The sequence below is a fragment of the Achromobacter sp. E1 genome (assembly GCF_037039475.1).
Classification (GTDB): Bacteria; Pseudomonadota; Gammaproteobacteria; order Burkholderiales; family Burkholderiaceae_B; genus Achromobacter; species Achromobacter mucicolens.
The window spans coordinates 390,656-403,136 of the sequence record NZ_CP146253.1 but is presented as its reverse complement, the minus strand read 5'-3'; the positions used below and the strand labels follow the sequence as shown (position 1 = coordinate 403,136).

12 protein-coding genes are annotated in these 12,481 nt (G+C 63.5%); 1 reads left to right on the top strand and 11 read right to left on the bottom strand.

Going from position 1 to position 12,481, the window contains the following annotated elements; translation table 11 throughout:
- Positions 1–116: 116 nt before the first annotated feature.
- The 11 genes from V6V88_RS01850 to V6V88_RS01800 all read right to left on the bottom strand — a co-directional run bounded on the left by V6V88_RS01850 (position 117) and on the right by V6V88_RS01800 (position 10,493).
- Complete coding sequence (locus tag V6V88_RS01850) at positions 117–542, bottom strand: F0F1 ATP synthase subunit epsilon (RefSeq protein WP_056327609.1); 426 nt, start codon at positions 540–542, stop codon at positions 117–119.
- Between the two features lie 9 nt (positions 543–551).
- On the bottom strand, positions 552–1,952 hold the full coding sequence (gene atpD / locus V6V88_RS01845; RefSeq protein ID WP_056327610.1) for a F0F1 ATP synthase subunit beta: 1,401 nt from the start codon (positions 1,950–1,952) through the stop codon (positions 552–554).
- Positions 1,953–1,995: 43 nt separating this feature from the next.
- Entirely contained in the window at positions 1,996–2,901 is a 906-nt protein-coding gene (gene atpG / locus V6V88_RS01840; RefSeq protein WP_008167500.1) for a F0F1 ATP synthase subunit gamma, read from the bottom strand.
- A gap of 98 nt (positions 2,902–2,999) precedes the next feature.
- Positions 3,000–4,541, bottom strand: a complete 1,542-nt coding sequence (atpA, locus tag V6V88_RS01835) for a F0F1 ATP synthase subunit alpha (protein ID WP_056327611.1) — start codon at positions 4,539–4,541, stop codon at positions 3,000–3,002.
- A gap of 28 nt (positions 4,542–4,569) precedes the next feature.
- The gene (locus tag V6V88_RS01830; RefSeq protein WP_056327612.1) at positions 4,570–5,109 is read right to left on the bottom strand and encodes a F0F1 ATP synthase subunit delta; all 540 of its coding nucleotides are present in this window, start codon (positions 5,107–5,109) and stop codon (positions 4,570–4,572) included.
- A gap of 12 nt (positions 5,110–5,121) precedes the next feature.
- Positions 5,122–5,592 (bottom strand): F0F1 ATP synthase subunit B, encoded by a 471-nt coding sequence (locus V6V88_RS01825; protein WP_008167494.1) that lies wholly within the window; start codon positions 5,590–5,592, stop codon positions 5,122–5,124.
- Between the two features lie 144 nt (positions 5,593–5,736).
- Positions 5,737–5,979 (bottom strand): F0F1 ATP synthase subunit C, encoded by a 243-nt coding sequence (gene atpE / locus V6V88_RS01820; protein WP_003815363.1) that lies wholly within the window; start codon positions 5,977–5,979, stop codon positions 5,737–5,739.
- Between the two features lie 118 nt (positions 5,980–6,097).
- On the bottom strand, positions 6,098–6,979 hold the full coding sequence (gene atpB, locus V6V88_RS01815; protein WP_062840107.1) for a F0F1 ATP synthase subunit A: 882 nt from the start codon (positions 6,977–6,979) through the stop codon (positions 6,098–6,100).
- Between the two features lie 82 nt (positions 6,980–7,061).
- Positions 7,062–7,475, bottom strand: coding sequence for an ATP synthase subunit I (locus V6V88_RS01810; protein WP_063955419.1), 414 nt, complete (start codon positions 7,473–7,475; stop codon positions 7,062–7,064).
- 435 nt (positions 7,476–7,910) lie between these two features.
- Positions 7,911–9,461: a DUF1254 domain-containing protein gene (locus tag V6V88_RS01805; RefSeq protein ID WP_223574054.1), complete on the bottom strand. Its 1,551-nt coding sequence runs from the start codon at positions 9,459–9,461 to the stop codon at positions 7,911–7,913.
- 255 nt (positions 9,462–9,716) lie between these two features.
- Positions 9,717–10,493 carry an enoyl-CoA hydratase gene (locus V6V88_RS01800; protein ID WP_056327615.1) on the bottom strand — a complete coding sequence of 259 codons (777 nt, stop codon included), beginning with the start codon at positions 10,491–10,493 and terminating at the stop codon, positions 9,717–9,719.
- 27 nt (positions 10,494–10,520) lie between these two features.
- Between V6V88_RS01800 and V6V88_RS01795 the strand changes: the two genes are divergently transcribed.
- Positions 10,521–12,293 (top strand): PDZ domain-containing protein, encoded by a 1,773-nt coding sequence (locus V6V88_RS01795; protein WP_223574052.1) that lies wholly within the window; start codon positions 10,521–10,523, stop codon positions 12,291–12,293.
- Positions 12,294–12,481 lie beyond the last annotated feature (188 nt).

Below are 12,481 nucleotides of genomic sequence, written 5' to 3'. Positions count from 1 at the left end.
CGCATTGCGGCTGACCGTGACGGGGCGTCCGCACGGGTTTCGCACCCGCATGAAAAAAGCGGCCCGGGGGCCGCTTCTTTCGTGTCCGGGGCAAGCCCGGAGAACCGCGTTGCCGCTTAGTGCGAGCGGCCGCCTTGGCGCAGCTTGCGCGCCGCGATGGCTTGTGCAGCCAGCATGGCGAGCTCGGCTTCGACGACAGCGATGTCAGCCTTGTCCTTGGCATTGGCCAGGGCCAGTTCGGCCTTCTGGCGCGCTTCCAGGGCGCGGGCTTCGTCGAGGTCGGCGGCACGGATAGCCGTGTCGGCCAGAACCGTCACGCTGCCCGGCTGAACTTCCAGGATACCCCCGGCGACGAAGATGTTTTCCTCGCCTTGGTCGGCACGAACGATCTTGACCGTTCCGGGGCGTATGCGCGAGATCAGCGGGGTGTGGCCGGGCAGAATGCCCAGTTCACCCGACTCGCCAGGCAGAACCACGAACTTCGCCTCACCGGTGAAGATCGCTTCCTCTGCGCTGACCACATCCACATGCAGGGTAGCCATATCGGTTCCTTATTGCAGTTTCTTGGCCTTCTCGAAGGCCTCGTCGATCGAACCGACCATGTAGAACGCCTGTTCCGGCAGGGCATCGCACTCGCCGTTGACGATCATCTTGAAACCACGGATGGTTTCGGCCAGCGGAACGTACTTGCCGGGCGAACCGGTGAACACTTCGGCGACGTGGAACGGCTGCGACAGGAAGCGCTGGATCTTACGTGCGCGGGCCACGGCCTGCTTGTCTTCCGGCGACAGTTCGTCCATGCCCAGAATCGCGATGATGTCGCGCAGTTCCTTGTAGCGCTGCAGCGTCTGCTGCACGCCACGGGCCACGGCGTAGTGCTCTTCGCCGACGACTTGCGGGTCGAGCTGACGGCTGGACGAATCCAGCGGGTCGACGGCCGGGTAGATACCCAGGGCGGCGATGTCACGCGACAGCACGACGGTCGAGTCCAAATGCTGGAAGGTCGTGGCAGGCGACGGGTCGGTCAAGTCGTCCGCAGGGACGTACACGGCCTGGATCGAGGTGATCGAGCCGGTCTTGGTCGAGGTGATGCGCTCTTGCAGCTTGCCCATTTCCTCGGCCAGCGTGGGCTGGTAACCCACGGCGGACGGCATACGGCCCAGCAGTGCGGACACTTCGGTACCGGCCAGCGTGTAGCGGTAGATGTTGTCCACGAAGAACAGGATGTCGCGGCCTTCGTCACGGAACTTCTCGGCCATCGTCAGGCCGGTCAGCGCCACGCGCAGACGGTTGCCGGGGGGTTCGTTCATCTGACCGAACACCATCGCGACCTTGTCCAGAACGTTCGACTCTTCCATTTCGTGGTAGAAGTCGTTGCCTTCACGGGTACGCTCACCCACGCCGGCAAACACCGACAAACCGCTGTGCTGCTTGGCGATGTTGTTGATGAGTTCCATCATGTTCACGGTCTTGCCCACGCCGGCGCCGCCGAACAGGCCGACCTTGCCGCCCTTGGCGAACGGGCACACCAGGTCAATAACCTTGATGCCGGTTTCCAGCAGTTCCACCGACGGCGACAGTTCGTCGAAACGGGGAGCGGCTTGGTGGATACCACGCTTTTCTTCGTGCTGGATCGGGCCGGCTTCGTCGATGGGACGACCCAGCACGTCCATGATGCGGCCCAGCGTGCCGGTGCCGACGGGCACCGAGATCGGGGCGCCCGTGCCGGTGACCTTCATGCCGCGGCGCAGGCCGTCGCTGGAGCCCAGCGCAATGGTACGCACCACGCCGTCGCCCAGCTGTTGCTGCACTTCCAGCGTCAGACCCTTTTCGGCGAACGAGGAACCCTCGTCGGCCAGAGTAAGCGCTTCATAGATCTTGGGCATTTGATCGCGGGGGAACTGAATATCCACCACGGCGCCGATGCACTGAACGATGGTTCCGTTGCTCATGTCGATTCCTTGCTTGATAGCTTTTGACGGGATGCTGCCTGCCTCAAACGGCGGCAGCGCCCCCTACGATTTCCGAAATTTCTTTGGTGATCGCGGCCTGACGGGTCTTGTTGTAGACCAGTTGCAGATCGCCGATGACCTTCTTGGCGTTGTCCGACGCCGCCTTCATGGCGACCATCCGGGCCGACTGCTCCGAAGCCATGTTCTCGGCCACGGCTTGGTACAGCAGGCCTTCAACGTAACGCTGCAGCAGGTCGTCGATCACGCTACGGGCGTCGGGTTCGTAGATGTAATCCCAGCTGTATTCCGACTTCACTTCCGAGGTCTTGGCCAGGCTTTCGGCGCCCGTCTGGTACGGATCTTCCAAACCGCTGGCCAGCGGCAGCAGACGCAGGAACAGGGGCTCTTGCTTCATCGTGTTGACGAAGCGGGTCGAGGCCACGTACAGCGCGTCGATACGGCCTTCCAGGTAGGCGTCCAGCTGCACCTTGATCGCGCCCAGCAGGCGGTCCAGTTGCGGCTTGTCGCCCAGTTGCACTTCCTGGGAAACCAGTTTGGCGCCGATACGGGTCAGCACACCCACGCCCTTGTTGCCGAAAGCGGTCGCTTGCACGGCGATGCCGTTTTTCTCGAACTCTTTCAGCTTGGCCAACGTCACGCGAGTGATGTTGGTGTTCAAGCCGCCGCACAAACCCTTGTCGGTCGTCACCATGACCACGCCGACCGCCTTGATTTCGCGTTCGACCAGGTACGGGTGGCTGTACTCGGGATTGGCCTGCATCAGGTGCGCAGCAATCTCGCGCACCTTGGTGGCGTACGGACGGCCAGCACGCATCCGTTCCTGCGCCTTGCGCATCTTGGATGCGGCGACCATTTCCATCGCCTTGGTGATCTTGCGCGTGTTTTGCACGCTCTTGATCTTGGTTCGGATTTCCTTAATTCCGGGCATTGCGCTTTCCTGTGAAGACTGGCCGATGGGTTCCGCTCGCGCCTCAACCATCCGGGAAGGATGGGTGAGGCGCCTTGGACGCCTAACCCATCACTTTCTTAAAAAGCACCGTGCTTCTTGAATTCCTGAACGGCGGCGGCCAGTTCGGCCTCGTCGTCCTTGGACAGTTCCTTGGTGTCTTCGATGCGCTGGATCAGGGCCGCGTGCTTGGCCTTGAGCTGATCCTTCAGCGACTTCTCGAACGACAGCACTTGGGCCACGTCCACGTCATCCAGGTAGCCGTTGTTGACCGTGTACAGCGTGACGGCCAGTTCCCACACCTGCAGCGGCTGGTATTGCGGCTGCTTGAGCAGTTCCACGACGCGCTTGCCGCGCTCGAGCTGGCGGCGGGTCGCGTCGTCCAGGTCGGAGGCGAACTGCGCGAAAGCGGCCAGTTCACGGTACTGCGCCAGGTCGGTACGGATACCGCCGGACAGCTTCTTGACGACCTTGGTCTGGGCAGCGCCACCGACGCGGGACACCGAGATACCGGCGTTGATTGCGGGGCGGACACCGGCGTTGAACAGGTCGGTTTCCAGGAAGATCTGGCCGTCGGTGATCGAGATCACGTTGGTCGGAACGAAGGCCGACACGTCGCCTGCCTGGGTTTCGATGATCGGCAGCGCGGTCAGCGAGCCGGTCTTGCCCTTGACGGCGCCTTCGGTGAACTTCTCGACGTACTCTTCGTTGACGCGAGCGGCACGCTCGAGCAGACGCGAGTGCAGGTAGAACACGTCGCCCGGGTAGGCTTCGCGGCCCGGCGGACGGCGCAGCAGCAGCGAGACCTGGCGGTAGGCCCAGGCTTGCTTGGTCAGGTCGTCATAGACGATCAGGGCGTCTTCGCCGCGATCACGGAAGTATTCGCCCATCGTGCAGCCGGCGTAGGCGGCCAGGTACTGCATGGCGGCGGAGTCGGAAGCCGAGGCGGCCACGACGATGGTGTATTCCATCGCGCCGTGCTCTTCGAGCTTGCGGACCACGTTGTTGATCGTGGAAGCCTTCTGGCCGATAGCGACGTACACGCAGGTGACGCCCTTGCCCTTCTGGCTGATGATCGTGTCGACGGCCACGGCGGTCTTGCCGGTCTGGCGGTCGCCAATGATCAGTTCGCGCTGGCCACGGCCGATGGGAACCATCGAGTCGATAGCCTTGATGCCGGTTTGCAGCGGCTGCGACACCGAGCGGCGGGCGATAACGCCAGGCGCCACTTTTTCGATGATGTCGGTGGCCTTGGCGTTGACCGGGCCCTTGCCGTCGATCGGCTCGCCCAGCGTGTTGACCACGCGGCCTTTCAGTTCCGGACCAACCGGAACTTCCAGAATGCGGCCGGTCGTCTTGACCTGGTCGCCTTCGGAAACGCCGGTGTAGTCGCCGAGAATAACGGCGCCGACGGAATCACGCTCGAGGTTGAGCGCCAGACCGAAAACGTTGTTGGGGAATTCGAGCATTTCGCCCTGCATCACGTCCGACAGGCCGTGGATGCGGGTAATACCGTCGGTCACGGACACGACGGTGCCCTGAGTACGGACATCAGCCGAAGCGCCCAGGCCCTCGATGCGGCTCTTGAGCAGTTCGCTGATCTCGGAGGGATTGAGTTGCATATTGACTCCTGGAATCCTGTTAGTAGCCTTAAGCGGCGAGCTGATCGCGCATGCGGACCAATTGGGCTTGTACGGAAGTATCGAGCACCTGGTCGCCGACGGCCACGCGCACGCCGCCGATCAACGACGGGTCGACGGTAACGCTGGGCTTGAGCTTGAGGCCGAATTTTTGTTCGAGCGCGGCGACCAGATCCTTGACCTGGGCATCGCTCAGCTCGAACGCGCTGGTGATTTCCGCCTGCGCCGTGCCTTCGTGACGATTCCGCAGCGCGACGAATTGCGAGGCGATCTCGGGCAGCAGCAGCAGCCGGTCGTTTTCGACCAGCAGCTCGATGAAATTACGGGCGGCTTGCGGCAAATCGGCCTTGATCAGGCCGGTAAACAGTTCGACGCGCTGCTTGTCGCCCAGACGCGGATCGGCCATGGCCTCGCGCACGTCGGGGTTGGAGGCGACCTGCGACATTTCGCTGACCAGGTCGGCCCACGCCGGCAGACCGGCCTTGTCGTCGCGCGCTGCGCTGAAGAGCGCTTCAGCGTAGGGCCGGGCAACAGTGGAAAGTTCAGCCATGACGGTCCCGGATTAGAGCTGCGCGCGGAGCTGGTTCAGCAGCTCGGCGTGTGCGCGGGCGTCAACCTCGCGCTTGAGGATCTGTTCAGCACCCTTGACGGCCAGCGCGGCGACGTCGTCGCGCAACGCTTCGCGGGCGCGCTGGACTTCCTGCGCGGCATCCTGGGCAGCCTGCGCCACGATGCGGGCACGTTCGGCTTCCGCTTCGCGGCGGGCCTGCTCGATCAGGGAGGCGGCTTGCTTCTCGGCCTCGATGATGCGTGCGTGGTTTTCGGACTTGGCAGAAGCCTCGATCAGACTGACGCGCGCCTGGGCTTGAGCCAGGTCGGCTTTGCCCTTCTCGGCGGCGGCCAGGCCGTCGGCGATTTTTTGGCGGCGCTCGTCCATCGCCTTCGTCAGGGGAGGCCACACGAATTTCATCGTGAACCAGCCCAGAACGAAGAACACGAGCATCTGGAAAATGATCGTCGCGTTCAGATTCACGGTCGTTCCTTTAACACCTTTCGGCTCCGACCGCACCCGGAAAGGGGCGTCGCGGAGCACTCGATACTTTGCTGACCGGCGATGGAGCCGTTGCTCTCATCGCCGCCAGCGTCATGACCCACCTATTTGCCGGCGGGCGGTGCCTTAGCCGACGAACGGGTTGGCGAAGGCGAACAGCATGGCGATACCCACGCCGATCAGGAATGCCGCGTCGATCAGGCCAGCCAGCAGGAACATCTTCGTTTGCAGAGCGTTCATCAGTTCAGGCTGACGAGCCGAAGCTTCCAGATACTTGCCGCCCATCAGTGCGATGCCGATGCAAGCGCCGATAGCGCCCAGACCGATGATAAGACCGCAAGCGAGGGCAACGAAAGCGACGTTGGTCATGACAACTCCTTGGTTAGAAATCTGAAGTCAAAAATTGAAAAATAAGAGGTACAGCTCAATGCAAGATAATCTTGCTATCCGGTGCCGGCCGGGTGGCCGACGCCGGAAATTCGGGGGATCAGTGGCCTTCGTGAGCCTGGCCGAGATACACCAGCGTCAGCATCATGAAGATGAAGGCCTGGAGCAGAACGATCAGGATGTGGAAGATTGCCCAGATCGAGCCGGCCAGGATGTGGCCGATGCCCAAGCCGATGCTGGCGCCGTTGAAGCCGGTCCAGGCGCCGCCCAGGAGGGCGATCAGCATGAAGATCAGTTCGCCGGCGAACATGTTGCCGAACAACCGCATGCCCAGCGACACGGACTTGGCGGCGTATTCGATCATGTTCAGCAGCAGGTTGAACGGGGCCAGCACGATGGCGCCCAGGCCATGCGCATGGAACGGCGCGGTGAACAGTTCTTTGACGAAACCGCCCGGCTTCTTGATCTTGATGCCGTAGTAGAACATCAGGAGCAGCACGCCCAGCGACATGCCCATCGGCACGTTCAGGTCGGCGGTCGGGAGGATGCGGTGGTAATAGAGGGGATCGCCGTGCTCGGCACCCAGGCCGGTCAGGCGCCAGATGGAGGGCAGCAGGTCGACGGGCAGCAGGTCCAGCGCGTTCATCAGGATGATCCAGAGGAACACGGTCAGGGCCAGCGGGGCGATGAAAAGACGGCTCTTGGCGTTGTGGACGATGCCCTTGGCCTGGTCGTCGACCATGTCGACGATCATTTCCACGAAGGCCTGGAAGCGGGAGGGAACACCGCTGGTCGCACGGCGGGCAGCGCGCCACAGGAAGAAAATGACGATCAGGCCCATCAGGCCGGACCAGAACAACGAGTCGTAATTGATGATGTCGAACTGAGCAATAGCGCTCTGTTTCTCACCGGTATTGTTCAGATGCACCAAGTGATGCTGAATATACGCGGATTGAGGCGACACGTCGCTGGCAGCAGCCATTTGAACCTATCCTATTTGCTGTATGCCCGGTCCTTGCGAACCGGACGATTCCACGATTTCGTTTGCCGCAACTTACTCGGCGCTAAGACAGCCTGCGGAACATCAGAAGCAGGAGATAGCCTTTCAGGGTGAGTATCAGGCCGAGCAACGCGGCAGGCCACACAAGCCAGTCATGCGTCACACGCGAAAGCAGCCACAACAGCAATGCCGTTGCGAACAACTTGATCAACTCACCAGAGAGAAAGGTAAAGGGACTGGCCTTGCCGGCCCGAACGCTGACAGCCAGGCGCAATGCGAACAACGCATTGGGTATGAAATACGCTCCTGCCCCCGCCAGCGCCGACCAACCTGCCGCCGCCCCTCCGACAACCCCCGCAATTACTGCTGCTGCGAGCCCCATGGCGCCTTGCGCCGCCAATGCCAACAAGAGCCCGCGGCTGGCTTGAGCGTTCAGCGCCGCGCGATCCGCGTCACTGAGCACCAGAACTTCCACCACGTCCGGATCGATCGAATCCTGATCCAGACTGGGCTTCAGACTTTCCGCCCCTAGACTTTGTCCAGGACCTTGCCCTAAACCCTGCCGTTGCTGCATGGAGTTCTGCCGCATCAAACTTCCCCGCTTAACCTGGCCCTGTGGGAACCGGCGCGCTTTTTGAAGCGCATGTTTCTTATCCCGCAAGCGTCAAACCCGCAGAGTATAGCTTGGTTTTTTGCACCCAAGCAAATGAACTTTCGGCCGTTTGTAAGGTGGCAACAACGCCTGCTTGCGGCGGAAAAATTGGGGACGAGCGAGCGCTCTGCGGGGCGTGGCCGCCGTTGCCGCCTCTGCATGAAAAGGCGCGCGGCCCCTTGTCGGAGACCGCGCGCCTTGTGCGTTCTGGCGGATGCGCGCCAGCAGCTATGCGTTCAGCAGATTCGCGCTTGCCCGATCTTAGTCTTCCTTGACCGGCGGCGGCGCCCACTGCCCGTCCAGGGCGGTGTTATGCGGCGAGTACAGGCGCATGCTGAGGACGAACGGCCCGTCGGCGGCAGGCGTGCTGACCCAGTTGGCGCGCTTGGATTCGCCCGGATCGCGGCGCTGCACGTAGATGTCCAGCGAACCGTCGGCGTTGTACTTCAGGCCGTCGGTGCTGCGGATCACGTAGCGGTTGGCCGGATTCTCGGCAAAGCCGTACTTGCTGTTGTAGACGTGCAGCGACCAGAGTTGGGCCGGCGGCAACTGGCCCTTGTCGAAATGCAGGACGTAGTCTTCGCTGGAATCCAGCGGACGGCCCTTGGAATCGGACACGGTCACCGGGTACAGCACGTCTTCCGGCGTGGGCGCGCCCAGACCGGCATAGGCGATGGCCGCACGTCGCGTGTAGTCCGTGCCGTACGTGCCGATGCCCGTCAACACCGTGTTCCAGCCGTTGATCGGGGTGGCCAGGCGCGAGACGTTGTCGGCGATGCGGCGGCCGGCCAGGGGTTGCGCGTCGGTCAACGCCTGCTGCACTGCCGGGCTCAACCGGCCATACGAGAACGGCTGGCGGTCATCCAGGCCGATGCGGCGCATGCGGTCCAGCATGGGCGTGTCGTTGGCGTGCGGCGGGTTGTTGCGCAGCGCGTCGAAGAACACGGCAAAGTACGAGGCGGCGTCCATGCCTGCGACCTGCTCGGCCGGGGTGCCGTCGGGCACCGTGACAGCCGGGGCCGGCATGGGCAGGTTGCTGCCGATGGGCGCGGTGCCGATGCCCGAGCCGGTCTGCGGGTACGCGTTGCCGGCGTTGCGGCCGCGCGGCGCGGTGGCCGGCGTCACGGGGACCAGCAGCGGACGCGCGGTCATGCCGGACTGGATCTGATTGACCGCGGCGTAGTCCTGCGGACCGCCCGCCTGCGTCCAGCCGATCAGCCAGCCCATCGAGGTCGGGCTGCGGATCACGTCGACGCCGGCCGGCACGGTGCCGTTCCAGTTCGGGCCGACGATGGCGAAGGACTGCGCGCCGTTGCCATTGGTGCGCGTGCCGCGCGAGGCAAAGACGTCGCTCCACATGTCCAGCGCCGACAGCACGGTGTAGCGGCCGCCGGTGTCGGGCAGATTGATGATGAGCGGCGCGCGCGAGACGTCGAACCACAGGCTGGAGTACAGCGCGTCAGCGCTGGGCCAGGGCGTGTCAGCCGCGCGCGGATCCGGGAAGGCGGCCTTGTGGCCGAACTGGTTCATCGGCGCCTTGCCGTCCAGCGGGCTTTGCACCGCCGTGGCCTGGCGGCGCGCCAGTTCCATGAGCACCATGGGATACGCGTAGACATAGGCATCGATGGCCGTATCGCGCAATTCCGCCTCACTCATCCGCGGGGCGGCCTGCGGGGCGGCGTACGGCGTCTCGGAGACCAGGCGCAGCGTGGATTGCGGCGATTGAGCCTGGGCGACATTGATGAAGCAGACGCTGAGCGCGCCGGCGAGCGCAGCCGTGGTCAGCCGGCGGGTAGCGATGGGTTTACGCATGCAAGGCTCCTTCTTGATTTTGTTTGCAATCGAGCCGCCGCGCGGGATCTGCCAGTGACAGCAAACCGCTCTGGCGCGGCACCTCGGGATGACGCTCATTCAGGATAGGGCCGAAGTCTGCAACAAGGTGCTAGCCAGACGTTTCAAGGCGAAACCTGCACTTTGCGCGCAGATGGCCATGAAAAAGCGCGCCTTCATAGGGCGCGCCTGGCAATGCAAGGCCTGCGATTCACGCAGGCACAGCCGTAACAAGGATTAACGGTGTTTGAAGTCGGGTTTGCGCTTTTCGGTGAACGCGGCCATGCCTTCCTTCTGGTCTTCGGTGGCAAAGAGCGAATGAAACACGCGGCGTTCGAACAGCAGCCCTTCGTTGAGCGAACCTTCGAAGGCGCGGTTGACGCATTCCTTGGCCATCATGACCGACGGCAGCGACATGGAGGCGATGACGGTGGCGGCGTCCATGGCTTCTTCAAGCAGCTTGTCCGCGGCAACCACGCGCGAGACGAGACCGGCGCGCTCAGCTTCCTCGGCGCCCATCATGCGGGCGGTCAGCGCCAGGTCCATGGCCTTGGCCTTGCCAACGGCGCGCGGCAGACGCTGCGTGCCGCCGGCGCCGGGGATCACGCCCAGCTTGATTTCGGGCTGGCCGAACTTGGCCGTGTCGGCCGCGATGATGATGTCGCACATCATGGCAAGCTCGCAGCCGCCGCCCAGCGCGTAGCCGGCCACGGCGGCGATCACGGGCTTGCGGATGCGCTTGAGCGTTTCCCAGTTGCGCGTGATGTATTCGCTGCCGTACACGTCCATGTACGACCAGTCTTTCATGGCGCCGATGTCAGCCCCCGCCGCGAAGGCCTTTTCGCTACCGGTGATGACGACGCAGCCGACGTCGGGATCGGCCTCGAATGCCAGCAGCGCGGCGCCCAGTTCGTCCATGAGCTGATCGTTCAGCGCGTTGAGCGCCTTGGGACGATTCAGCGTCAGCAGGCCGACTCGGCCCCGGGTTTCGACCAGTACAAACGACTCGCTCATGAATGTCTCCGGTAATAAGATATGAGCATGAAAAAAAATGATGACGTACCTCCCATACTTTACCGCCTTGCGCCGCACGATCCCGCAGGCCACCGCTACCGGATAACCCTTACGATCGCATCGCCCTCGCCCGCCGGGCAGCGCCTGTCGCTGCCCGCCTGGATCCCGGGCAGCTACCTGATCCGCGACTTCTCGCGCCAGATCGAAACCGTGTCGGCCCGTGCCGGCACGCGGCGCGTGACTGTCGACAAGATCGACAACCACACCTGGCAGGCCGCGCCGTGCGAGGGCCCGTTGCAGGTGGAGTACACGGTCTACGCCTGGGACCTGTCGGTGCGCGGCGCACATCTGGACGAGACGCACGGCTTCTTCAATGGCACCAGCGTGTTCCTGCGCGTGCACGGCCAGGACCACGAGCCCTGCCTGGTGGACCTTGCGCCGCCGCGCGGCATCGACGGCTGGAAGGTCTACACGAGCTTGCCCGAAGCCGCGGGCCACAAGGGCGCGGCGCGCCGTCACGGTTTCGGGCTATACCTGGCGCCGGACTATGACGCGCTGATCGATCACCCGGTCGAGATGGGCACGCCGCAGGTGTCGCGCTTTGTGGCGCACGGCGCGGAACACGAGCTGGTGTTCACGGGCGTGGCGCCGAATCTGGATCTGGCGCGCATCACGGACGACGTGAAGAAGATCTGCGAGACGCAGATCGCTTTCTTCGAACCCCGCACGAAGCGCGCGCCGTTCCTGGACAGCGCGGACCGCTATGTCTTCATGACGATGGTGACGGGCGACGGCTACGGCGGCCTGGAGCATCGCGCCAGCACGGCGTTGATGACGGCGCGCAAGGACCTGCCGGTGCTGGGCCAGCAAGGCCAGGGCGAAGGCTACCGGGGATTCCTGGGGCTGGTGAGCCACGAGTATTTCCACACCTGGAACGTCAAGCGCATCAAGCCGGATGTCTTCGCGCCGTACGATCTGTCGCAACCGGACCTGACGCGCCTGTTGTGGGTGTTCGAGGGCTTTACGTCCTACTACGACGATCTGCTGCTGCTGCGCTCGGGCGCGATCACGCGCGCGGATTACCTGCGCCTGCTGGCCAAGACGATCACCAGCGTGGCCCGCACGCCGGGCCGCCACAAGCAGTCGGTGGCAGAGAGCTCTTTCGATGCGTGGACGCGCTATTACAAGCAGGATGAGAATTCGCCGAATGCGCTGGTGAGCTATTACACGAAGGGCGCGCTGGTGGCGCTTGGGCTGGATCTGCTGATCCGCGAGGAATCGTCGGGCGCGCATTCGCTGGACGATGTGATGCGGTTGCTGTGGGATCGCTATGGTCGGGACTTCTACCGGGGCAAGCCGCACGGTTTGCCGGAAGACGGACTGCCGTCGCTGATCGAGGAAGCGACGGGGGTGGACACGCGGCGCTTTATCGCTCGTCATGCGTATGGGACGGCGGATGTGCCGCTGGCTTCGTTGCTTGAAACACAGGGCGTGAAGTTGCAGTGGAAGACGTCGGCCAATATTCCGTCATTGGATGTGCGCACGCGCAAGCAAGGCGACTCGCTGACGCTGGCGACGGTTCTTGAAGGCGGGGCGGGGCACAAGGGGGGCTTGTCGGCGGGTGATGTGCTGGTGGCTATCGATGGACTACGGGTGGATGCGCCGGCGGGGTTGGATCTGCTGCTGGCGCAGTACCGGGTTGGGGATCGGGTGACCGTGCATGTGTTTCGGCGGGATGAGCTGCGGGAGTTTCGGGTGAAGTTGAGTGGGCCTGAGGCTACGGAGTGTGTGTTGGTTTAGGGGTGGTGGTACCGGCCTGATGGATTGAGTTCTTAAGGCGTCCGGTACGGTTCGTCCGGCAGGGTTCTTAAGGCGCCCGGCGCATCGTGGGCCTGGGGCGGGCGGGGCGAGTCGGGTTCTTGAGGTTCTTGCACGCAGTCGTTTGGGAGAGAAGCGTCTTGCGGTGCCCGTCCCCGGGCGGCCGCGCG

Excerpts from the sequence above, each read along its gene's own strand:
- V6V88_RS01850 (WP_056327609.1), bottom strand. The coding sequence starts at position 542 with ATGGCTACCCTGCATGTGGATGTGGTCAGCGCAGAGGAAGCGATCTTC.
- atpD (WP_056327610.1), bottom strand. The coding sequence starts at position 1,952 with ATGAGCAACGGAACCATCGTTCAGTGCATCGGCGCCGTGGTGGATATT.
- atpG (WP_008167500.1), bottom strand. The coding sequence starts at position 2,901 with ATGCCCGGAATTAAGGAAATCCGAACCAAGATCAAGAGCGTGCAAAAC.
- atpA (WP_056327611.1), bottom strand. The coding sequence starts at position 4,541 with ATGCAACTCAATCCCTCCGAGATCAGCGAACTGCTCAAGAGCCGCATC.
- V6V88_RS01830 (WP_056327612.1), bottom strand. The coding sequence starts at position 5,109 with ATGGCTGAACTTTCCACTGTTGCCCGGCCCTACGCTGAAGCGCTCTTC.
- atpE (WP_003815363.1), bottom strand. The coding sequence starts at position 5,979 with ATGACCAACGTCGCTTTCGTTGCCCTCGCTTGCGGTCTTATCATCGGT.
- atpB (WP_062840107.1), bottom strand. The coding sequence starts at position 6,979 with ATGGCTGCTGCCAGCGACGTGTCGCCTCAATCCGCGTATATTCAGCAT.
- V6V88_RS01805 (WP_223574054.1), bottom strand. The coding sequence starts at position 9,461 with ATGCGTAAACCCATCGCTACCCGCCGGCTGACCACGGCTGCGCTCGCC.
- V6V88_RS01800 (WP_056327615.1), bottom strand. The coding sequence starts at position 10,493 with ATGAGCGAGTCGTTTGTACTGGTCGAAACCCGGGGCCGAGTCGGCCTG.
- V6V88_RS01795 (WP_223574052.1), top strand. The coding sequence starts at position 10,521 with ATGAAAAAAAATGATGACGTACCTCCCATACTTTACCGCCTTGCGCCG.